Annotated in this window: 18 protein-coding genes; 7 read left to right on the top strand and 11 right to left on the bottom strand. The window is 70.8% G+C overall.

Annotated features, from left to right (window positions below; all coding sequences use genetic code 11):
- Positions 1–13 precede the first annotated feature (13 nt).
- From EU555_RS30790 to EU555_RS30775, 4 genes are all read right to left on the bottom strand, one after another.
- The gene (locus EU555_RS30790) at positions 14–529 is read right to left on the bottom strand and encodes a DUF3341 domain-containing protein (protein WP_135419150.1); all 516 of its coding nucleotides are present in this window, start codon (positions 527–529) and stop codon (positions 14–16) included.
- A gap of 346 nt (positions 530–875) precedes the next feature.
- On the bottom strand, positions 876–2,225 hold the full coding sequence (gene nrfD / locus EU555_RS30785; protein ID WP_135419149.1) for an NrfD/PsrC family molybdoenzyme membrane anchor subunit: 1,350 nt from the start codon (positions 2,223–2,225) through the stop codon (positions 876–878).
- Positions 2,222–5,032 (bottom strand): 4Fe-4S dicluster domain-containing protein, encoded by a 2,811-nt coding sequence (locus tag EU555_RS30780; RefSeq protein ID WP_135419148.1) that lies wholly within the window; start codon positions 5,030–5,032, stop codon positions 2,222–2,224. Before EU555_RS30780 ends, nrfD begins: the two co-directional genes overlap by 4 nt.
- The gene (locus EU555_RS30775; RefSeq protein ID WP_135419147.1) at positions 5,020–5,679 is read right to left on the bottom strand and encodes a cytochrome c3 family protein; all 660 of its coding nucleotides are present in this window, start codon (positions 5,677–5,679) and stop codon (positions 5,020–5,022) included. Before EU555_RS30775 ends, EU555_RS30780 begins: the two co-directional genes overlap by 13 nt.
- 241 nt (positions 5,680–5,920) lie before the next feature.
- Here EU555_RS30775 and EU555_RS30770 point away from each other — a divergent pair, with 241 nt between their 5' ends.
- From EU555_RS30770 to EU555_RS30760, 3 genes are read left to right on the top strand one after another with little or no spacing between them, the layout of a single operon-like run.
- Positions 5,921–6,541, top strand: coding sequence for a glutathione S-transferase family protein (locus EU555_RS30770; protein WP_425375170.1), 621 nt, complete (start codon positions 5,921–5,923; stop codon positions 6,539–6,541).
- A gap of 13 nt (positions 6,542–6,554) precedes the next feature.
- Positions 6,555–7,802, top strand: a complete 1,248-nt coding sequence (pepT, locus tag EU555_RS30765) for a peptidase T (protein WP_135419146.1) — start codon at positions 6,555–6,557, stop codon at positions 7,800–7,802.
- A gap of 39 nt (positions 7,803–7,841) precedes the next feature.
- Positions 7,842–8,465, top strand: a complete 624-nt coding sequence (locus EU555_RS30760; protein WP_135419145.1) for an LbetaH domain-containing protein — start codon at positions 7,842–7,844, stop codon at positions 8,463–8,465.
- On the opposite strand, the gene EU555_RS30755 is transcribed toward EU555_RS30760, so the two are convergent.
- Complete coding sequence (locus tag EU555_RS30755) at positions 8,458–9,867, bottom strand: adenylate/guanylate cyclase domain-containing protein (RefSeq protein ID WP_135419144.1); 1,410 nt, start codon at positions 9,865–9,867, stop codon at positions 8,458–8,460. The two genes, EU555_RS30760 and EU555_RS30755, sit on opposite strands and share 8 nt — an antisense overlap.
- A 433-nt stretch (positions 9,868–10,300) precedes the next feature.
- Here EU555_RS30755 and EU555_RS30750 point away from each other — a divergent pair, with 433 nt between their 5' ends.
- Positions 10,301–11,014 (top strand): Crp/Fnr family transcriptional regulator, encoded by a 714-nt coding sequence (locus tag EU555_RS30750; RefSeq protein ID WP_167858720.1) that lies wholly within the window; start codon positions 10,301–10,303, stop codon positions 11,012–11,014.
- Here the strand turns inward: EU555_RS30750 and EU555_RS30745 are convergent.
- From EU555_RS30745 to EU555_RS30730, 4 genes are all read right to left on the bottom strand, one after another.
- The gene (locus EU555_RS30745; protein WP_135419142.1) at positions 11,011–12,168 is read right to left on the bottom strand and encodes a PAS domain-containing protein; all 1,158 of its coding nucleotides are present in this window, start codon (positions 12,166–12,168) and stop codon (positions 11,011–11,013) included. The two genes, EU555_RS30750 and EU555_RS30745, sit on opposite strands and share 4 nt — an antisense overlap.
- 404 nt (positions 12,169–12,572) lie before the next feature.
- Positions 12,573–12,980 (bottom strand): GNAT family N-acetyltransferase, encoded by a 408-nt coding sequence (locus EU555_RS30740; protein WP_135419173.1) that lies wholly within the window; start codon positions 12,978–12,980, stop codon positions 12,573–12,575.
- A gap of 53 nt (positions 12,981–13,033) precedes the next feature.
- The gene (locus EU555_RS30735) at positions 13,034–14,377 is read right to left on the bottom strand and encodes a 2-oxo acid dehydrogenase subunit E2 (RefSeq protein ID WP_135419141.1); all 1,344 of its coding nucleotides are present in this window, start codon (positions 14,375–14,377) and stop codon (positions 13,034–13,036) included.
- A 168-nt stretch (positions 14,378–14,545) separates the two neighbouring features.
- Positions 14,546–15,658 (bottom strand): DUF2336 domain-containing protein, encoded by a 1,113-nt coding sequence (locus EU555_RS30730; RefSeq protein ID WP_135419140.1) that lies wholly within the window; start codon positions 15,656–15,658, stop codon positions 14,546–14,548.
- Between the two features lie 507 nt (positions 15,659–16,165).
- On the opposite strand from EU555_RS30730, the gene EU555_RS30720 reads away from it, so the two are divergent.
- Positions 16,166–16,927, top strand: a complete 762-nt coding sequence (locus EU555_RS30720) for a hypothetical protein (protein ID WP_135419138.1) — start codon at positions 16,166–16,168, stop codon at positions 16,925–16,927.
- Between the two features lie 22 nt (positions 16,928–16,949).
- Here EU555_RS30720 and EU555_RS30715 read toward each other — a convergent pair whose 3' ends face one another.
- Both EU555_RS30715 and EU555_RS30710 read right to left on the bottom strand, forming a co-directional pair.
- Complete coding sequence (locus EU555_RS30715; protein ID WP_135419137.1) at positions 16,950–17,561, bottom strand: DUF1254 domain-containing protein; 612 nt, start codon at positions 17,559–17,561, stop codon at positions 16,950–16,952.
- Positions 17,558–18,247 carry a DUF1214 domain-containing protein gene (locus tag EU555_RS30710; RefSeq protein ID WP_135419136.1) on the bottom strand — a complete coding sequence of 230 codons (690 nt, stop codon included), beginning with the start codon at positions 18,245–18,247 and terminating at the stop codon, positions 17,558–17,560. Before EU555_RS30710 ends, EU555_RS30715 begins: the two co-directional genes overlap by 4 nt.
- Positions 18,248–18,361: 114 nt before the next feature.
- Here EU555_RS30710 and EU555_RS30705 point away from each other — a divergent pair, with 114 nt between their 5' ends.
- Together EU555_RS30705 and EU555_RS30700 are read left to right on the top strand one after the other, a co-directional pair.
- Entirely contained in the window at positions 18,362–19,603 is a 1,242-nt protein-coding gene (locus EU555_RS30705) for a hypothetical protein (RefSeq protein ID WP_135419135.1), read from the top strand.
- Positions 19,604–20,644: 1,041 nt separating this feature from the next.
- The coding region (locus tag EU555_RS30700; protein WP_135419134.1) for a hypothetical protein at positions 20,645–20,898 on the top strand (254 nt) is incomplete at its 3' end.

Raw genomic sequence — 20,898 nt, 5'->3', positions numbered from 1 at the left:
AGGAGCCGGCCGGTCACGGATGCGTCTCCGCGACCAAGGCGGCGCCGGCCTCTTCCAGCAGCCGGCGCAAGGCGGCCGGATCGCCCGTCGGGGCGACGAGGAGCAGGAAGCGGTCCTGGCTCGCCCGCTCGAATTGCGGCATCACGAACAAGGGATGGTGCAGCCGCGGCAGCCCGCAGGTGACGAGGAAGGCCACGAAGCCCGCGACGGCGGCGGCCAGCACGCCGACCTCGAACGGCACCAGCACGAAGACCTGCCAGCTGTGCAGCGGCCGGCCGCCGGAGTTCAGCGGGTAGTCGCGGACGGCGCTCCACCATTGCAGGGCGTACATCGCGGCCGCCGCGCCGAAGCCGGCCGACGCCATCGCGGGCCGGATCCAGCGCGGGGCGGGGTCGAAGGCCTCCGCGAGTTCTTCGAGCGGGAAGGGCGTGAAGGCGTCGATGGCGCGGTGGCCTTCGCTCCGGGCGCGGCGCCAGGCGGAGACGAGGGCGTCGGGGGTGTCGAACTCGGCGAGGAGGGGCGTGGTCACGGGCGCGCCTCCCGAGATCCGGGAAGAGCGCGCCGGCTCGTGCGCATCTCACTACGGGACGGACAACCGGTGACAAAAAATAAGCGCGGGATCCCCTCTCCCGTGTGGGAGAGGGGTAGGGGTGAGGGTGACACGGTTCTGAGTAGAACTTGAGCCGTCGTGCTGGCAGCTCGACGTTTCGTGCTTGATCCTGACCTGTCTCCACCCTCACCCCTACCCCTCTCCCACACCTTGCAGCGATACCGGGCAAGCCCGGCATCGCCGGGAGAGGGGATCCCGCGCAAGGTTCTTTTCCAGACAGCCCTGCCGCACAAGGGGGAGGGTTGGGGGCGAGCCTGCCTGCCCATCACGCCGCCCCCTCGTCCCGCGCCAGCTGCCGGACCTCGTGCATCGAGACGATCGGCAGAAGGCGCGCCAGAACCAGGAACAGGAAGGCGAATAGCCCGAGCGGTCCCACCAGGATCGCGAGGTCGTAAAGGCTGGTGTGATAGGTCCGCCAGAGCGTGACGGCGTGGCCGTGCGAGAGGGTGTTCCAGACGATCAGGATCCGCTCGAGCCACATGCCGATGTTGATCAGCACCGAGACGATCGCCAGCGCCCACAGGCTGCGCCGCACCCGGCGCCACCACAGCGCCTGGGGGACTAAGCAGTTGCAGACCAGGAGCAGGCCGTAGAGCGGGGCGTAATCGCCGGTGAAGACGTAGCCGACGACCGTGCGGTCGGCGTGCTCGCCGCCGTACCAGGCGGTGAACCACTCGGTGGCGTAGGCGAACGCCATCACGATCGACGCGAACAGCATCACCTTCGCCATGGCGTCGAAATGCGCGCGCGTGATCATCGCCTGCAGGTTCAGGCCCCAGCGGATCAGGATCGCCAGCACCACCACCATGGCGAAGCCCGAGAACATCGCGCCCACGACGAAGTAGGGCGGAAAAAGACTCTCCTGCCAGCCGGGCATCAGGCTCGCGGCGAAGTCGAGCCCGACGATCGAGTGGACCGAGCAGACCAGCGGCACGGCGAGCGCCGCCATGGTGAGGTGGTAGGTCTCGTGGGCGCGCCAGTGCCGGGCGGAGTTGCGCCAGCCGAGGGCCAGCGCGCCGTAGACCACCCGGCCGGCCCGCGTCCGCGCCCGGTCGCGCATCGTGGCGAGGTCGGGCAGCAGGCCGGTGAACCAGAACAGGGCGGAGAACAGGAGGTAGCTCAGGATCGCCCAGAAGTCCCAGACCAGGGCCGAGCGCCATTGCGGCCAGAGGTCCATGGTGTTCGGGTAGGGCGCGAGCCAGTAGGCGTAGAGCGGCCGGCCGAGATGGATGATCGGAAACAGCCCGGCGATCCCTGCGGCGAACAGGGTCATCGCCTCGGCGAAGCGGTTGATCGAGGCGCGCCAGCGCTGGCGCGTCAGCAGCAGCATCGAGGAGATCAGGGTGCCGGCATTGCCGATGCCGATCCACCAGACGTAGTTGGCGATCGAGAAGCCCCAGACCACGGTGGTGTTCACCCCCGACAGCCCGATCCCGACCGTCAGCACCGCCCCGATCGCCCCCAGCGTCAGGACGACGAGGGGCAGGGTGCAGACGAGCGCGATCGCCCAGGCGCGGCCGAAGCCCTCGCGCTGGATCGGGTCGGCGACCGCCGCCGAGATCGCTCCGTAGCCGAGGCGCTCGGCGTCGATCAGCGGATGGGGCTCTCCGCTCACGTCCGGTCCTCCCGGACGGGGTTGCGCAAGTCCGCCAGGTAGGTGGTGCGGGGCCGGGTGTTCAGCTCCTCCATCAGGGCGTAGTGGCGCCGGTCCTGGCGCTGCGCCGCCACCGGGCTGCCCTTCGCGTTGAGGTCGCCGAAGCGGATCGCCCGCGTCGGGCAGGCGGACTGGCAGGCCGTCGAGACCTCGCCCATCGGGCGCCCGTCGCGCTCGGCGGCCTGGCGCTCGATCGCGATGCGCTGGACGCAGTAGGTGCATTTCTCCATCACGCCGCGGGCCCGCACCGTGACGTTGGGGTTGCGCTGCGCCCGCACCGGGGCGGCGCCGAGGCTGGCGTATTCCTGCCCGTCGGCGTAGCCGAAGAAGTTGAAGCGGCGGACCTTGTAGGGGCAGTTCGCCTCGCAGAAGCGGGTGCCGACGCAGCGGTTGTAGACCTGGAGGTTCAGGCCCTCGCCGTCATGGACCGAGGCCGCCACCGGGCAGACCGGCTCGCACGGCGCGTGCTCGCAATGCATGCACGGCACCGGCTGGAACCCGGCCTCGATCCGCTCCGGTTTTCCGGCGTCGTAGATGTCGACCCGCAGCCAGTGCATCATCCGCCCGCGGGCGATCTCTTCCGGCCCCACCACCGGCACGTTGTTCTCGGACTGGCAGGCGATGACGCAGGCGTTGCAGCCGATGCAGGCGGCGGTGTCGATCACCATGCCCCAGGCGTGGCCGTCGGAATCCCCGGTCCAGGGTTCGAGCAGCGTCGGCTGGTCCGACCCGTTGCCCTTCGGCTCGGCCGAGGCGAGCGCCGCGAGGTCGATGCGCGGAAACAGTTTTTCGGTCTCGCCCTCGATCTGGGTGTAGTTCTGCGTGCGCAGGATCTCCCGCCTCCCGTCGAGGGCGGTGAGGGTGACGTCGCGGATGAGCCGCGCCGCGCCGCCTCGCGTCAGCCGGTAGCCGTCGACCCCGACGGCGTTGCCGATCTGCCCGGCCCGGGCCCGGCCGTGGCCGAGGCTCAGGCCCGCCACCCCGTCGGCGACACCCGACACCACCGCGACGGGGGCGATCAGCGAGGTGCCGTGCACGGTGAGGCTCACGGTCTGCCCGTCCTTGACACCCCGCCGCGCCGCCTCGCCGTGCGAGAGGAGGAGCGCGTTGCCCCAGACCTGCTTCGTCACCGGGTGCGGGCATTCCTGCAGCCAGGCATTGTTGGCGAAGCGCCCGTCCCACAGGGCCGGGTCGGGGGTGAGGAGGAGGGCGAGGTCGCACGGGGCCGGCGCGGGCGGCAGCGCCGGCAGCGCGGGATCGGGCACGGTCACCGGCGCGGCGGCGCTCTGGGGAATCGTGCCGTCGTGCAGGCAGCGGCGCCACCAGCCCTCGAACCCGCTCCCGTCCGGGCGCGGATGGTTCTGCCACGTCTCCCGCACGATGTCGTAGCCGCGTCGCGCCTCCGCGCCGGTGAGCAGGTTCAGGACCTCGTGCACCGAGCGGCCGCCGTAGAGCGGGCGCACCAGGGGCTGGACCAGGCTCGCGGTGCCGTCGGTGGCGCGCAGGTCGGACCAGGCTTCGAGGTCGTGGGCGAGCGGCAGGTGCCAGTGCGTACCCCCGGCGGTCTCGTCGGCATGGGTGCCGGCCTGGACGCTGAACGGCACCCGCCGCAGCAAGTCCGAAAAACCGAGATCGGCCGGCGCGGTCTGGACCGGGTTGGTTCCGAGGATGGCCACGCACGAGACTTCGCCCGCCGCGATGTCTCGCGCGAGGCCCGCGAGGTCGCCCGGCGCATGGCCCGGCAGCGCATCCGGCGGCTCGATCCAGTCGACCGGGGCGGCCAGGCGGGCGTTGAGCCAGTGGGCGAGGGCGTGGAACGGGGGCTCCAGCGCCTCGCCGACGAGCACCACGGCGCGGCCGTGATGCGCCCGGAGGTCGGTCAAGATCTGTTCCGCGAAGCGTCGCGCGGCTTCCGGCAGGCCGGGATCGGGCAGGCCCGCCCCGAAGCCGTTGGCGAGATGGGCGAGGAGAGCGCTCGTCGCCGCCGGCGGCAGGGCGCAGCGTTCGTCGGCCTTGATGCCGGTGAGGGTCGGCAGGCTCTCGGCCACGAACAGCCGGCCGAACCGGGAGGGATCGCGCCGGCGTTCCATCAGCGCACCGGACAGCCGGATCTGGTCCGGCCCCGGCCCGAGGGGATCGGCCTTGAGGCAGACCACGATTTCGGCCCGGTCCAGCCGGGGCAGGGCGCGCAACGGGCGCCCGAAGGCCAGGGCGGCGCCGGCCCGGGCATTCGCCGCGTCGAGGGGCTCGTGGACGTGCCAGGCGGCCTCCGGCATCGCCTCGCGCAAGGCCGCGATCTGGCGCAGCAGCGTCGGCGAGGTGATGCGGCCGGTGAGCAGCCGGAAGCCCGCTCCGGCCCTGGCCCGCGCCTCGGAGAGCGGCCGGGCATAGGCCTTGCCGAACGCCTCCCAGGAACCGATGCCGGCGATCCGCTCGCGCGGCGCCCGGGAGCGGTCGGGGTCGTAGAGGTCGAGGATCGCGGCCTCGAGGAAGACGTCGGTGGCGCCGCGGCTGCCGGGATGGAGCGGGTTGCCCTCGATCTTGATCGGCCGCCCGTCGACCGCGATGGCGTGGACGCCGCGCGCCCAGCCGGAGAGGGGCAGCGCCGTGGCGTAGCGCGCCGGCACCCCGGGCAGCAGCTGCTCGGGCTGGCGGACGTAAGGCAGGATCTCCTCGTCCGGCCGCGAGCAGCCGCCGGCGGCGAGCGCGATGCCGGCGCCCAGCAGCCGCAGGGCCTCGCGGCGGTCGAGAGCGGTCAGCGGTGGCATATCGAGCACTCGCTGAGCCGCGCCGGCGACTTGACGTGAGTGGCGGCGGCGAGCCGCGCGCCCTGCCGCTCCTGGTCCTCCGGCGGTGTCCAGGTCATGTCGAACACCGCCTCGCGCGGCCGCAGGTTCTGCGCCGGGTTCCGGTGGCAATCGAGGCACCAGCCCATGGTGAGGGGCGCGACCTGGCGCACCAGCTTCATGGTCTGGACCGGGCCGTGGCAGGTCGCGCAGCCGACGCCCTTGGCGACGTGGACCGCGTGGTTGAAGTAGACGTAGTCCGGCAGGGCATGGACCCGCCGCCAGACCAGCGGGCGCCCCTCCGCCAGGCTGGTGCGGACCGGCGCCAGCATCGGCGCGTTGGTCCAGATCTGCGAGTGGCAGCTCATGCAGGTCTCCGTCGGCGGGATGCCCGCGAAGGCGGCCGTCTCGACCGAGCTGTGGCAGTAGCGGCAGTCGATCCCGAGCCCGCCGACATGGTGCTCGTGGCTGAACGGCACCGGCTGCTCGCGGGTCACGTCCTGGGCAGTGGCGTAGGGCGAGCGCCAGAGCGTGGACGCAAGCCCGACCGCGAGGACCGGCAGCACGGCGATTGCCGCCAGGGCCAGGCGCGCCAGGGTGTCCGCGCCGGGACGAAAGATCTGCGCCATGCGCCTCGCGGTCTCGCAACCTCCCCCGGGCAACCTCGGCCGCCCCGTCGTGTGGAGATACTCAGTACGGGTAAGTTGGTTCCTTCATCCCGGAGCCGATGTCGCAGGCCGTGGCGGCGCGTCCACGCCTGCGGCGGCCATGCCGCGGGAGCGGACCAGCCGCGAGCGATCCCGCTCACAACCGGCGCGACTCCGCGCCCGAACCGTCCTACGGTCCCGCCCGCACCGGAGGATGCGCATCATGATCCAGCTCTACGCCTGGGACACGCCGAACGGCCGCAAGATCAGCGTCGCCCTGGAGGAGATGGGGCTGACCTACCGGGTCGAGCCGGTCGACATCACCAAGGGCCGGCAGTTCGAGCCGGCCTTCCTGGCCATCAGCCCGAACAACCGCATCCCGGCGATCGTCGATGCGGAAGGCCCGGATGGGGCGCCGATCTCGGTGTTCGAATCCGGCGCGATCCTGGTCTACCTCGCGGAGAAGACCGGGCGCTTCCTGCCCGCGACCGGCCGCGGCCGGGTCCAGGTGATGGAGTGGCTGATGTGGCAGATGGGCGGCTTCGGGCCGATGCCGGGCCAGGTCCACCACTTCCTCGGCGTCGACGAGAAGGACCGCGCCTACGGCCTCGCGCGCTACCAGAAGGAGACGCACCGGCTCTACGGCGTGCTCGACCGGCGCCTCGCCGAGGGCGCGTTCGTCGCCGGCGAGCTCTCGATCGCCGATTTCGCCATCTTGGCTTGGGCCTGGCGCCACGCCCGGCACCGGGTCGACCTCGCCGAGTACCCGAACGTGAAGCGGTGGTACGAGACGCTGATGGCGCGGCCGGCGGTGCAGCGCGGCTTTTCGGTCGCGCTGAGCTGAGGAGCCGTACGACATGCCGGACGAGACGGATCTCAGAGCGCAGCTGGTCGCGCGCTTCCTCCGCTACCTCGCGGTGCCGAGCCAGAGCGATGCCCGCGCGACGACCCTGCCGAGCACCCCGGGCCAGCGCGCCCTCGCCGCGCTGCTGGCCGATGAACTGCGCGGCCTCGGTCTCGAGGACATCGTGCTCGACGCGCACGCGATCCTGACGGCGCGAAAGCCCGGCACCCGCGCGGGCGCCCCGCGGATCGGCTTCGTCGCCCATCTCGACACCGTCGATGTCGGCCTCTCGCCCGAGATCCGCCCGCAGGTCCTGCGCTTCGAGGGCCGGGACCTCTGCCTCAACCGGGCGGAGGACGTCTGGCTGCGGGTCGCCGAGCACCCGGAAATCGCGCGTTACGTCGGCGAGGACGTGATCGTCGGGGACGGCACCAGCGTGCTCGGGGCCGACAACAAGGCGGCGATCGCCGTCGTGATGACGCTGCTTGCCACCCTCACTCCCGAGGACCCGCACGGCGACATCCTGGTCGCCTTCGTGCCCGACGAGGAGATCGGGCTGCGCGGCGCCAAGGCCCTCGACCTCGCGCGCTTTCCCTGCGACTTCGCCTACACGATCGATGCCTGCGCGGTCGGCGAGGTGGTGATCGAGACCTTCAACGCGGCGAGCGCCGAGATCGTGTTCACCGGGGTCAGCGCCCATCCGATGTCGGCCAAGGGCGTGATGGTGAACCCGCTCCTGATGGCGCACGACTTCATCGCCCGGTTCGACCGCACGGAGACGCCGGAGAACACGGAAGGGCGCGAGGGCTACATCTGGTTCAACGGCCTCCAGGCCCATTCCGGCGAGGCCCGCCTGCAGGCGATGATCCGCGACTTCGACCGCGCCGCCTTCGCGGCCCGCAAAGAGCGCCTGCACGCGGTCGCCGAGGAGATCGCCGCGCTCTATCCCACCGGCCGGGTCGCATGCCGGATCACCGACACCTACGGCAACATCCACGACAGCCTGGGCGACGACCGCCGCTCCGTCGACCTTCTGTTCGCCGCGCTCGAGGCGGAGGGGATCACGCCGAACCAGATCCCAATGCGCGGCGGCACCGACGGCGCGGCCCTCTCGGCCCGCGGCCTGCCGACGCCGAACTACTTCACGGGCGCCTGCAATTTCCACTCGCGGTTCGAGTTCCTGCCGGTGCCGGCCTTCGCGGCGTCGTGGCGGGTGACGCGGCGGATCTGTGAGCTGGCGGTGGGATCAGGTGGTGCCTGAGAGCGGGCCGGACGAACGCCGAGGCTCACGACTCACGGCATGACCCTGCTCACCCGCCACATCCAGGCCTTTCCCACCTCGGCCCTCGCGCCCTTCGCGGCCGAGCCGCCCTGGGCGCTCACCGCCGCCGCGGCCGACATCGTCCGCCGGCTCCTCGCCCGGCTCGGGGCGGATTACACGGTCGCCGAGGAGGTCGCGGTCCATCGCGGCGCCCGGATCGAGTCCGGCGCGGTGCTGAAAGGCCCGCTCGTCGTCGGGCCGGGCTGCCTCATCGCTCACGGCGCGACCCTGCGGGGCGGCGCCTGGCTCGAGGAGGCCTGCACGATCGGGCCCGGGGCGGAGCTCAAGGCGTCGTTCGTGTTCGCCGGCACGGCGCTGGCGCATTTCAACTTCGTCGGCGAGAGCGTGCTCGGCCGGGGCGTGAATCTCGAGGCGGGCGCGGTGATCGCGAACCACCGCAACGAGTGGCCGGGGGCCACGGTGGCGTTCCGGCACGACGGGGCACTGATCGCGACGGGGCTGGCAAAGTTCGGCGCCCTCGTGGGCGATGGCGTGCGGCTCGGGGCGAACGCCGTCGTGGCGCCGGGGGCGATCCTCGGCCCCGGCACGGTGGTGCCGCGGCTGGGGCTCGTCGAGCAGGGCGTTCCGCCCGACCTCAGGTGAACTCGTAGACCGGCACCGGCTCGCCGATACCGCGCAAGGAGCGCAGCTCGGCCCGGGCCGTGACCTGCCGCGCGGCGAGGTGGCGCGCGGCCTCCTCGTGGCACAGGACCGACTCCGTGGCGAAGATGCCGCCCGCCGTGGCGAGCTGCTGCACCCGCGCGGCGACGTTCACGGTCTGCCCGAAATAATCCTGGCGGTCGTTGAGGCTCACCGCGAGGCAGGGCCCCTCGTGCAGCCCGATCTTGAGCACGAGGTCGTCCGCCCCGCGCTCGCGGTTCAGCCGCTGCATCGCCGCCCGCATGCCGAGCGCCGCGGCGACTCCCTGGTGCGGCGCCGGGAAAGTGGCCATCACGGCGTCGCCGATCGTCTTGACCACCGCCCCGCCCTCGGCGGCGACGATCTCGTGCAGGATGCGGAAATGCGCCCGCACCAGGTCGTAGGCGACGAGGTCGCCGACCCGGGCATAGAGCTCGGTCGAGCCCTTCAGATCGGTGAACAGGAAGGTGAGGCTGAGGATCTTCAGCCGCTGGTCGATGTCGAGCGTGTCGGTGCGGTAGAGATCGCGAAAGGTCTGGTTGCTGAGCAGACGCTTGGCGGTGAGGTAGGGCTGCCGCCCGCCGAGCAGCGCGTCGAGCTCCGGCCCGACGCGGAAGATCGTCGGCAGCACCCGCCCGTCGCTGCGGTTGTCGAGGGCGAGGCGCAAGGCGCCGGGCTGGACGGTGTCGCGGCCGGAGGCGGCCCGGGTGTCGAACACCAGGGCGAGGTCCTGGCGCTCCCGCGTCGGCTCGCCCTCGACCGCGATGCCGTGGGCGGCATGGGTGACCGGATCGAGCACGATCAGCGCCTCGGGCCCGACCTGCAGCGAGAGGATCATCCGGTCGCCGGGCTTGAGCGCGACCGATTCGACCAGCGCCCGCTGGGCCAGGGCGGCGAAGGTCTCTGGCTCCGGGAAGGCGACGCCGGAGCCGAAGAAGACCTGGCGGTGATAGTCCCAGACGTCGAGCCCGTCGGGGTCGTGGGCGCGGATGCGCCGGACGCGGGGGCTGACCGTGAAGGTCACCTCGACCGTGTCGTCGAGGACCGGCTCGCTGTCGAGGGCGCAGAAGGCGCAGTGATACGAGCCCTGCCGCACGCCGCGCAGGCTCCTGGGCGCCTCGAACACGCCGCCGCAGCTCGGGCAGAGCACGTTCCAGGTCATCTCCACGAGGCCGAGCCGCGCCCCGTGCAGCAAAGCGGCGATCACCGGCTCGTCGTCGAGGCCGGCCTCCGCGGCGAGGCGCACGGCGTTGATCCGTGCCAGGTCCTCGTCGCGTCCGTGCCGGAGCAGGTGCTCGACTGCCCGTGCGGCGTCGGGCTCGGCCGTCCGGTGAAGGGCCGCCAGGAGGGCGTCGCTTTCGTCCATGGCGGGAGCTTAGACCTCGGCGCCGGCGGCGGCAACGACGCCTCCGGAGGTCCGCCGGCGCTTCGACCGCGACGGCGCCTCCCCCGTCCGGGGAGCGTGCGGGCGGTCGACGATCCAGGGTCAGGGGGCCGGGCGTCCGGGTGAAGCGCGACCCGTCGGGCCGGCCAGGGATCGGACGAAGTGTGACAAGGCCGTCCGACTCCGTTCTCCCAGGATCCGGACCCGTGCCGAGGCCAAGGGTCGCGTATTCGTCGGTCAGTGCGAGCATGCCCCAACCCCGCGCCTCAGCAGACGTCAATAGTGCAAGCGGAGCTCATGTTGATCGTCACCCAGGTCGGAGCGTGCTTTACGCACCCGGATCCGCTGGAGTGACCTCCTGTTGGCCCATGAGCCCGTATCGATGGCTGCAAATCAGAGCGGTGACGAGAGGCGGATGACTGCCAACCCCCTGATCCAACGGCTGAACCATGCTGGGTTCTTGTCGCAGGTGGAGCAGGACGCTCTTCACGCGCTGGTGTTGAAATCTCGTTGCATACAGGCACGGGAAGATATCGCGCAGAGTCGATCCACTCAGACCATCCCTCTGATTCTGAGTGGTATCGCATGCCGCTATAAATTCCGCCCCGATGGACAGCGTCGCATCGTGCATTTTCTGCTGCCGGGAGACTTGTACGATCTCCATGCGTCAGCACATTTCGCCTCGCATTGGCACCTGGGGGCGCTCACGCGCTGCCAGGTCGTCGACGTGCAGCGTCAGGCACTCCTGGACTTGGCCGCAAGGCACCCGGGTATCGCCCAGGGGTTGTGGTGGGCAACACTCGTTGAGCTGGAGATAGAGCGAGAATGGCTCGTCAACGATAGTCGCCCGGCTGACCGGCGCCTGGGTCACCTCTTCTGCGAATTGCTGGTGCGGCTACAGACGATTGGCTTGGCGCGCGACAACAGCTGCGATCTGCGTCTGACGCAAGTCGATCTGGCGGACGCTATCGCGGTATCGTTCGTTCATATAAATCGCATCATGCAATCATTGCGCAATAATAATCTCATACAGTGCCAGAGGGGATATGTAAAAATAATCGACTATGATCGATTGTGTGAATTCTCGGAATTTGATCCCGCATTCCTGCATCTCTCCAAAAATGCTTAACGCTTGCGATTGATCGGATCAGCCAACGGTATCATCAGTTTGTAAGTCATGCCGCCAGTGGCGAAATTGAATTCTGCCTGTGCGTCGAGATCGCGCGGCATGATCGATTCCAGGTAATTTATGCCGTACCCTTTGTGCTTGGGTAAGCTCACCGACTCTGACGCCCCGCTTTCCACCCATCGGAAGACGACCCGGGGCACTGCCCCGCGCGATTCGATACGCCAGCCGGCCGCCACGCGACCGCTCGCCCCGGACAACGCCCCGAACTTGAGGGCATTCGTTGCGAGTTCATGAATGCCGAGCCCTATGATCTCGGCGGCTCGTGGTCGAAGATAGATTCTCGGCCCTTTGATCCGCACACGATTCTCGCCCGAAGTGTCGAAGGCCATGAGTTCTTGTGCGATCAGCCATCCCAATTCCAGGCTGTGGCCGTCCGGTTGGATGGCGGCGTTCTTCAGACGGGCGAGTGCACCGATCCGCCCGTCGAAGTGCATGATGTAGTCTTCGGCCGTCTCGTGGGTCTCCGCCGTTCGTCGCGCGATGGAGCGCACGGTGGCGAGGGTGTCGCGTACCTCCCTCTGCAGGTCGCGCGGATCCGGTGTGCCTCGGTCTCGACGCCGGATCGCCTCGCCGGACGAAGGAAGTGTTTCAGCCAAGCGTGCCGCCGCTTGGCCGGTGATCTGGCGAACACGGTGCACCCCCTGCTCCTGCGGCTCGTCGATCGCCGTGTCAGCGGTGAGCTCGCGCTGGAGGGCGATCCAGTGCGTCAGCTCCCCGGTTCGATCGCGCAGCGGTGTGATGTGCCAATGGAGGCGAAATGCCGTGCCATCCTTGCGATAGTTGATGCTGGTGCCCTGGAAGGCTTCGCGCATCTCCAGATCGGAACGCAGGCGATCCAGCACCGTACGGTCGGTCAAGGGACCTTGCAGGATGCGCGGCGTCTGTCCGACGACCTCGTCGGCCGAGTAGCCCGTCATTCGGGAGAAGGCGGAATTGACGTACTCGATACGGGGTCCGGGCGGACTCAGTTGCGAGTCGGTGATAATGACCGCTTCTCCAATCCCATCCAATGCAGTCCTGAAAAGCGACACATCTGCCTGGACCGATCGATCCTTCGCGCGAGAATCCAAATTGTGTTTTTCTTCGTATGCCATGGCGTCAGTATCCGCCCGAGTCCCGGTGCTTCACGCGCCTGGTCGGCCGATGGATTCGTGCGATCCTCAAGCAAGGGTCGTCGAACTCCATTTACCAAAAGTCGGCAGCGACAATATTAAAGGATGTGAAGATTCGAGCCGGCACCGGCTTGCCTGCCGTGATCCTCAGGACGCGGCCATGACGGCAGCCCCGGTCTCGCAGAGCCGCTCCGTCAGGCGAGCCCCCATGGACCGTACCCGCAACCGAGCCGCCTGGACTGGCCGGCGGCTCGGCTCGCGCTTCCGACCATGGGCAAACCGTCGAAGGGTCGGGCGGATCGGGCGCGAATCCCATCCCTCTCCGCTTTCGAGGCCGGGACGTTCCGCGGCGTCGAGCGATCGCAGCCCACGCCTCGCGATCGGCGTCATGCCGGCCCGCCGAGCTTTACCAGCCCCTCGCCGTCGAGTCGGAAGAACACCTTGTCGGGCTTCCGGAGCGCCCCGAGCCCCTCGTAGAAGGCGAGGAGCTCGGGCCGGCCGGCATCCGCCGTCCAGTCGACGCGCTTGAGCCCGCGAACGACGGCCTCGGCCGCCACCGCCCGCACCAGGGCCCGGCCGTGGCCGGCGCCGCGATGGGCGGCGCCGACGAACAGCTCCTTCAGGAAGAGGCCGCCGGCGAGGCCCGGCCCGGGATAGATCGCCGAGAACGCCGCGAAGCCGGCGAGCGCCGCCCCGTCCTCCGCCACCAGGATCTCGGTGCCGGCCGGTCGCCCGGCGAGCGCCGCCTCGATCTCCGCCAGAGGCGGGCAGGGCACGGCGTAGTAGGCCTGCATCTCCTCGAAGAGCCGCGCCAGCGCCGGGTGATCGGCCGGCGTGACAGCCCGGATCACAGGGCGCCCCGGCGCAGGTCGGTGAGCACGGCGGCGAGATGGGAGAGGAAGCGGGCCGCCGCGGCGCCGTCCACCGCCCGGTGGTCCCAGGACAGGCTCAAGGGCAGGATCAGCCGCGGCTGGAAGGCGCTGCCGTCCCAGACCGGCTCGATGCGCGAGCGCGCCGCGCCCAGGATCGCCACCTCGGGCGCGTTGATGATCGGCGTGAAGCCGTCGCCCCCGATGCCGCCCAGCGACGAGACCGAGAAGCCGCCGCCCTGCATGGCGGAGGGGGGCAGCGTGCCGGACCGCGCCTGCTCGGCGAGCTCCCCCATCTCCTGGGCGATCTCGACGATGCCCTTGCGGTCGCAGTCGCGCACCACCGGCACCAGCAGGCCCCGCGGCGTGTCGACCGCGAAGCCGACATGGACGTAGTCCTTCAGGATCAGGCCGTCGCCCTCGAGCGCGGCGTTGAAGCGCGGATAGGCCCGGAGCGCCGCGGCCGCCGCCTTGATCAGGATCGCCACCATCGTGACCTTGTGGCTGCCGGGCCGGCCGGCGCCGTTCAGGTCGCGGCGCAGGGCCTCGGTCTCGGTGACGTCGGCATGGTCGAAATTGGTGACGTGCGGGATCGTCAGCCAGTTGCGGGCGAGCGCCTGGCCGGAGATCTGCTGGATGCGCGACAGCGCCTCGCGCCGCACCGGGCCGAACTTGGCGTGGTCGACCTGCGGCCAGGCCGGCAGCCCGGCGCCGATGCCGGAGGCCGGGGCGGGCGGGGGGGCGGCGACCGGCACGGACGCCGCGGCGGGGGCGGGTGCCGCCATCTGGCCGCGCACGAAGGCCAGCACGTCCTCGCGCAGGATGCGCCCCTGCGGGCCCGTGCCGGGAATGCCGGCGAGATCCACGCCGAGCTCGCGGGCATAGGCGCGCACGGAGGGCGAGGCGTGGATGTCGGACGAGGCGGGGGGCGCGGTCGCCGCTGCGGGGCTCGCCGCCGGGGCGGGTGGCGGCGCGGCCGCCGCTCGGGGCGCAGGCGCGGCTCGGGGCGCAGGCGCGGCTTGGGGCGCAGGCGCGGCTTGCGGGACGGCCGCTTGTGCCGGCGGCGGCACGGCGGCCTCGCCGGAGGTGTCGACCATCAGGATCGGCGTGCCCTGCGACACCCGGGTGCCCGGCGCCACCAGGATCTCACCGACGACGCCCGCCACCGGCGAGGGCACCTCCATGGTGGCCTTGTCGGATTCGATGCTGATCAGCAGGTCGTCGACGGCGATCCGGTCGCCGGGCTTGACCAGGATCTCGACGACCGGGACATCCTTGAAGTCGCCGATATCGGGCAGGGCGACCGGCAGGCTGGCACTCACGAGGTCCTCCGAGGCGTTTCTCGTTCTCTCGCCGCGGGTCCGTCCTGTTCGTCAGTCGGCGCCGCGTCCGGGACGCCACGCCTAGACCATTTCGCGACCGGGAGGAAACCGTCGCGCCCGCACCGCGTGCCGGGTCCGTCGGCGGGTCTTCCGCCGGCGGGTCTTGCGTCAGCGGGTCTTGCGCGTCCGCTCCGGCAGGCTGGGGCGCAGGGCCGGCGCGGCGGCCGGGCGCAGGCGCGGCGAGGCCGGCCCGTGAACCGGGCGGTGCTGCTCGGGCGTCGCGCTGCGGGCGGCAGGCTCGCTGCCGAGGATCGAGGCCACGAGATCGCGCGCCGTCGCCGCGTCCATGGCGCGGAAGAGGTGGGTGAGGCCGAAGACCGCCTCGACCGAGCGGGCGATCGAGGGATCGAGGCGCAGGAAGATGAAGACTGCCTCCTCCTCGAGGAGGTCGGCGGCGCGCAAAGCCAGGGCCAGGAGGTCGCGCCGCTCGGGCTCGGTGGCGCGGAAGCTCACGCCGGGCATCCCGAGGGCCTCGCCGAGGGCCGCCTCGAACCGCTCCGGCTCGCCCCGGCCCGCGAAGGCGGTGAGCGCCGCGCCGGCGGCGCGCATCCCGGCCCGGCCCTGCGGCCGCAGCGCCGCGCGGGCCGCGACCCCGTCGCGGATCGCCGCCCGGCGCTCCGGTCCGGCCTGGAGGTAGAGCGGGGCGAGGTCGACCGCCGGCAGGTCGTCGCGGGCGAGGAGCTGGGCTGCGAGGTCGGGCCGCCGGCGCGCCCGCTCCACAAGCCGCTCGAGGGCGGGCCCGGCGAGCGGCGCGGCCGTGTTGCGGGCGAGCGCCAGGTCGACCTCAGGCTCGTCGCGCAGGCTCAGGTCCTCGACCACGGCCCGGCCGAGATCCTGCCGCAGGGCCACGATCGCGTCGAGCTCCGGACCGGTGCCGGCCGCGTCGAGCACCTGCGTCGACAGGACCGGGCTCTGCGCCAGCACCGCGTCGCGGGCGCCCCCGCCATGGGCGGCGAGCAGCGCCAGGACGCTCTGGGGCGTGTCGGGGAGCAGCGCGAGCTTCTGGGCGACGATCTCGGCGGTGGCGGGATCGACGGTCGGGATCAGCCCGCAGGCCAGTGCCTCGAAGGCCCGGATCGTCGCCACGTCCCGCACCGGTGCGGCGCGGAAGAGGTCCGTCTGCACCCGCAGCAGGACCGGTTTCATGTCGAGACGCCGGTCTCGCGCGAGGTCGAGGAGGCCGGACAGGTCCGGCGGAGCGTCGGCGGCGGAGCGGGCCATGGGCGGTCGGGTACGCAGGACTGGAAGGCGACCCGGAGAATGCGAGCCTCCCCGTAAAGCGACGCTTAAGGCTGTGGGAACCGGCGCGCCGCGGCCCTGGGGACAACGGGGACGACGCCTCGGGCCGGTCACCGATGGTTTACGCCGTGGGCCGGCCCGAAGCCCGGACGGCGCTTGCGGAAACAGTCCATTAACCATGTCCGTGGTTTCGTCCGCTTGCCACGCCGCGATGGGCGGCGGTCCCGGAGGGACGTGACGGAGGCGGGAGAGAACGCATGGTCGGCCCACAGCGACGTCCCTCGGCGGACATCATCCCGTTCCGGACGGGACGCCCGCGCCGGGCCGAAGGCCGCGCGGCCGACCCCCACGCGGCGGACGCGGTCCGCGGCACGATTCTGCTGTTCACGGGAGTGCGCTATGAGAGGCTGCCCGACCCTGCCGAGCCCGGATTGCCCGCCCCGGGGCGGCCGCCAGAGCGGTGCTGCCGGGCGTGAGCGGCCGCGCCTGATGCGGCGCGCCGGCTTCCTGCTTGCCCTGCCGCTGGTGGCGGCCTGCGTCCAGCAGGGCGATTTCGGCCGCCCGGCCCCGACCGCCTGGAACAGCCTGATCGATGCGGCCGGGACCTTCGCGGCGCACGAGCGGGGCGAGCCGGCCTCGCTCTTCCCGTTCACGGAGGACGAGCGGGCCCTGCGCGACCGCGCCTGGCGCTTCCTGATGCCGGCCCGCGAGCGCAACGCCTTCGAGGCCGCCCTCAGCAACCTGACCCGCGCCCGGGTGCTGCCGGTGGGCTGGCGCCTCTCCGACCCGACCGCCTATTACGAGGCGATCACCGCCGGGCCGTTCCGCTCGGTGGTGTCGCTCTACCGGCGCCTCTCCGACGACCTCGTGGCCGACGGCCGGCTGATCCCGGCCTTCGCCGAGACCGCCGCCCGGGTGGTGCGGGCCGACCTGACGCGGCTGCAGAGCCTGCCCTTCATCGCCACCCTCGACGACCGCGACGTGCGCAGCGCCGCGATGCGGGTGGCGGAGAACCGCTGCCTCATCGCGTGGGTGCGGCTGGAGACGGCGGCGCGCTCCGCCTCCTACCGCTACGCCCTCGAGCATCTCCTGGTGGCGGCGCCCGAGGACGAGGCGGTGGCGGGCGAGCGGGCGCTCGCCTTCCTGGATGCGCGGCGCGGCCTCCTCGAGCCGCTGCTGCCGCCCGATGCGGAGGCGCGCTGCGGCCTCGTGGCACCGGAGCCCGCGGCGGTGCTGGTGCGCAAGGGCTGACGCGGTCAGCCCCGATCGCCCGCTACTCGTCCGGCCCGTCGATGGTGCAGGAAACCGAGCGTGCGGCCTGGTTGGCCTGCGCCTGCTGGCTCGGCAGGGCGGCGAGGACCCGCACGGTGACGAAGCCCTCGCGGCTCGGCGCGACGATGCGCACGTCGCGGTTGCGCTCGTCCTCGTCGGCGGTGGCCAGCGCCTCGTCGAACTGGCGCCGGGTCATGATGACGAGTTCCACGGTTCCCCGGACCGCCGCCTGGTCGGTGATGGCGTAGTAGGCGCCGTTGCGCCCGTGGAGCGCGATCGTCTCGATGAGCGGGCCGGTCTCGGCGGTGATCCGGACCGGGCCGTCGTCGAGGTCGTAGGCGCAGACGCCCAAAGCCACCGCCGGATCCTGCGGCGGCAGCCAGTCTTCCGGTGCCTGCGCCGGCGCCGTCTTGTCCTGCGGCGGCTCGGGCGGCCCGCCGGTCGCGACGGCGTGGACCAGCACCGAGGTGTCGTTGGCGAGCGTCGCGCGCGAGCGGGTCATAGCGTCGCCGTCGGCCAGGAAGGGGATCGCCAGGACCACCGCGACGTGCACGAGCCCCGCCAGGACGAGCCCGCACAGGGTGGCCAGGATGAAGCGGCCGAGCGGCGTCACGGGCAATCCTCCCGGGTGATCGAGGGCACGCCCTCGCGCTCGAGCACCCCGGTGCTCGCCGCCACGGGCGTGTCGTAGAGGCGCAGGACCAGCCGGATCGAGCCCTCGCCCTCGGGCATCGGCAGCCAGTTGCCGGGCTGCACGGTCGGGCTCAGGGCCACGGCGAAGCGGCCGTCCCGGTCGCGCAGCACCTCGGTGGAGGTGAAGCCGGTGCGCGGCGGCGGGGCGGCGGTGCCGGCCTGAGGCAGGGCTTTCGCCTGGCCCCGCCGCTCGACCGTCAGGGTCCAGGCCCGGGCCGGCGGCGTGGCGCCGGCGATGCGGTAGCGGCAGGACGGATCGAGCCGGTGCCCGGCATCGTCGGTGAGCGCGGTGAGGAGCAGGCCCTCGCCCAGCGCCAGCGGGATCTCGCCGGTGCGGGCGTGGATCGCCCGCACGTAGGGGTCGGCCTCCCGCGAGCCGATCCTCGGCCAGGCCGTCCACGCGTTGAGGGCGACGCCCCCGAACGGGTAGCGCCCCCGCGTCGCCCAGTTGGCGCTGGCGAGCCCCAGGCCCGCCCCGAGGACGAGGGCGTAGAGCACCAGCCCGACGGTGCCGGCCCGGCGCAGGCGCGCAGGCCGCCGCAGGATCCGGGGCCGGAGGAAGGCGGAGCGCCCGGGAGCCGGACGGACGACGTTCTCGGTCAGCATCGTGGCCCGTCTCTACCGCAGGTCGGGCCAGGGCCGAACGGGTTTTTTGGCGGCCGCGACCCAGGTGAGTCCCTTGCTCGCCCGCCGCGGCCCTCAACCCCCGGGATTCGACCCATGCGCCTGTTCCTCGTGCCCCTCCTGACCCTCGCCGGCCTCGGCATCGCCCAGGCCGAGGGGCTGACCTCCGCCGGCACCGCGGCGCAGGACCTGTGCTTCGCCTCCGGATCGAGCGGGCCGAGGGTGCCGTGCGCGCTTCAGGGATCGACCTGGGTGCGCACGCTCCAGGACGGCGGCACCGGCGACGTGTCGGGGATGACGGTCACCCCGCGGGGTGGTTCGGCCGCGACGCGCCTGGCCGACCTGGCGGTGGCGCCCGTGCCGTTCTCGCGCCTGCCGGCCGTTCCGGGCTATTCGCTCCTGTGCAACACCTCCGGCGCATCGGCGGTGCCCGGCCCCTGCAACCGGTTCACCGCGCAGGACCACACGAACACGCCCGATCAGGCCGCCACGTTCAGCTTCCAGCGCGTCTCGACCTATACGGGCGGGTCGAGCGGTTTCGAGAACGCGGCTGTCCGCATCATCAACCGCGTCTCTCCCGGAAACGCCAACTACGAGGACGGCCTGCTCAGCATCATCGACAACTACGCCAACACCGCCGCGCAGAATGCGAGCGGCCGGTTCACGGCGAACCAATGGGGCACGTCCGGGACGTGGTCGCTGGCCAACGAGACGACGGACCACACGAAAACCGCAGACCCCCGGTCACCGCTGCTCGGCATCGAGCAGATCGTCGCCGCCAACGGGACCGACGCCCACTCCGCCCGGGTCGGCCTGGACATCGTCATCGCCCGACCGCATGACGGGCCGGGCCACGCCTATTCCGGGCCCGCCGCGACGATGGGTGTCGGTCTGCGCCTCGTCCGGCAAGTGGCCGACCGTGCCACGGCCAACCGGTTCGGGATCGGCCTGGCATTCGGGTCCAACTTCGTCAGCACCGATTTCGACCGCGGAATCGATTTCCGTTTCGCGACGTTCTCGACCGGCGGGCCGGCCATCAACCTTGCCCAGGGGCAGAGCATCGCGTTCACGGCGAACAACGACAGGAGCTGGAGGTTCAACAACGGCCTGATGACCTACGATGTCGGCGGCAGATCCGTCTACGGGCTGACCGATTCCGGCAACATCGTCAGCGCCGGCGATTCGCTCCGCCTGGCCTCGCAGCGCGTGCCGGCCTCCGCGACGGCGACGTGCAGCACGGGCGAGATGTCCTGGGGTACGGACGGCAGCGGCACGAGCTACGTCTACGTCTGCGTCGCCACGAACCGATGGAAGCGCTCGGCGCTGACGAGCTGGTGACGACGCGCTGCATCCCGACGGTCGACCCGGTCGCGACGGGGCCGGGTCGGCCCTGTCCCCGACGCATCACCGCCCGCCGTCGCCATCGCGCCGGCCCGCCGTCACCGGGGGACCGTGCCGTTTCGCAACACCGGGCTCGTCGGGTCCGAGGCCATCGCGGACAGGCGGAGTCCGGGCGATCCAGCAGCCGATTGCGGCGTGCGATGTGCCAGGAGACCCGGTCGACCGGGCTGCCGAGGCCCTGACGGCCGCCTCGGTGCGGCGGGCGACATCCTCAGGGCCTTCACCCGCCTTCGCGCCGGCACCATCCTGGGCGATGGCGAGGCGAGACCGGCCGGGCTGCGCCCGGGTGGCCCGATTCGGGAGCCGGTCAACCGGATGTGCGGCCGGCCCGGCGCGACCGGTGTGCAGGCGCAGAGCGATAGGGCCGGAGACAGCTTGCTGCATCCAGCTCCAGTGCCCGCCGCCGTCGCGACAGTGCGACCATGATGCAGATGGGTAACAGTGCTTCCTCAAAGGGCAAAGATGTAATGACGTCGTGATAAAAGATTTACATAATTTTATATTGCGAAATCAGCGGTGTGTTCCAGCCCATTCGATCAAGCAACGATAATAAAACAATACAATAATCAAGAATTACATTAATAAGTCATTGAAAATTTCCGCCACTCCCCGATAATCGATTCCCCGATTGCTTCTGGATGCCGAAATCGGCCCTGTCACGGCCGAATCCGGTGGGGATTTTTTATTCACCTCATGGAAATCGCGAGCTTTGAAGAAAGCCGATCATTTCGATCGGATCCGGAGTAACTCAATCGGCCAGGTGCGACATGTCGTGACAGAAGACATCATTCAGCCCCCTGTTTGCTGTCAATATATAAATTTATCAATTTAAATAAGAATTGTACCATCCGAGACAAGTTCGATTTTCGAACGATAAAGCGTTGATCTCGTCTCAGATATCTTGCTAGAAGCACCGCAAACTGTGCCAAGTGCGTGAAAGCACAGGCGGGTTGATGATTGGCGCGCGGGGGCGTTCGGATGGCCACGTACATTTTCAATGATCGGATCGGCCAGCGCTTCGCCTTCAATCCGGCGCAAGATATCTTGTCGTTTTCCGGGTACTCGGCGGCAAATCTGACGTTTGTTCAGCAAGGATCCGATCTCGTCGTTGGAAATAACGGACAAACCGTTACGCTCGCCAACGTTCTTTTCTCAAGCCTGACTGACGGAAACCTGAGCTTCTCCGGCAGCGTCGCCCATCTCGGCACCAGCGGCAACGATCCCGCCCCGAG

The organism is Methylobacterium nonmethylotrophicum, from assembly GCF_004745635.1.
Classification (GTDB): domain Bacteria; phylum Pseudomonadota; class Alphaproteobacteria; order Rhizobiales; family Beijerinckiaceae; genus Methylobacterium; species Methylobacterium nonmethylotrophicum.
Note: the sequence above shows the minus strand (reverse complement) of the source record. Positions and strands in the feature narration are given on the sequence as shown.

Coding starts and splice junctions, on each gene's coding strand:
- EU555_RS30705 (WP_135419135.1), top strand. CDS start 18,362: ATGCGCCTGTTCCTCGTGCCCCTCCTGACCCTCGCCGGCCTCGGCATC.
- EU555_RS30750 (WP_167858720.1), top strand. CDS start 10,301: ATGACTGCCAACCCCCTGATCCAACGGCTGAACCATGCTGGGTTCTTG.
- EU555_RS30770 (WP_425375170.1), top strand. CDS start 5,921: ATGATCCAGCTCTACGCCTGGGACACGCCGAACGGCCGCAAGATCAGC.
- EU555_RS30740 (WP_135419173.1), bottom strand. CDS start 12,980: ATGCAGGCCTACTACGCCGTGCCCTGCCCGCCTCTGGCGGAGATCGAG.
- EU555_RS30755 (WP_135419144.1), bottom strand. CDS start 9,867: ATGGACGAAAGCGACGCCCTCCTGGCGGCCCTTCACCGGACGGCCGAG.
- EU555_RS30760 (WP_135419145.1), top strand. CDS start 7,842: ATGACCCTGCTCACCCGCCACATCCAGGCCTTTCCCACCTCGGCCCTC.
- EU555_RS30780 (WP_135419148.1), bottom strand. CDS start 5,032: ATGCCACCGCTGACCGCTCTCGACCGCCGCGAGGCCCTGCGGCTGCTG.
- EU555_RS30710 (WP_135419136.1), bottom strand. CDS start 18,247: ATGCTGACCGAGAACGTCGTCCGTCCGGCTCCCGGGCGCTCCGCCTTC.
- EU555_RS30720 (WP_135419138.1), top strand. CDS start 16,166: ATGCGGCGCGCCGGCTTCCTGCTTGCCCTGCCGCTGGTGGCGGCCTGC.
- EU555_RS30775 (WP_135419147.1), bottom strand. CDS start 5,679: ATGGCGCAGATCTTTCGTCCCGGCGCGGACACCCTGGCGCGCCTGGCC.
- pepT (WP_135419146.1), top strand. CDS start 6,555: ATGCCGGACGAGACGGATCTCAGAGCGCAGCTGGTCGCGCGCTTCCTC.
- EU555_RS30730 (WP_135419140.1), bottom strand. CDS start 15,658: ATGGCCCGCTCCGCCGCCGACGCTCCGCCGGACCTGTCCGGCCTCCTC.
- EU555_RS30745 (WP_135419142.1), bottom strand. CDS start 12,168: ATGGCATACGAAGAAAAACACAATTTGGATTCTCGCGCGAAGGATCGA.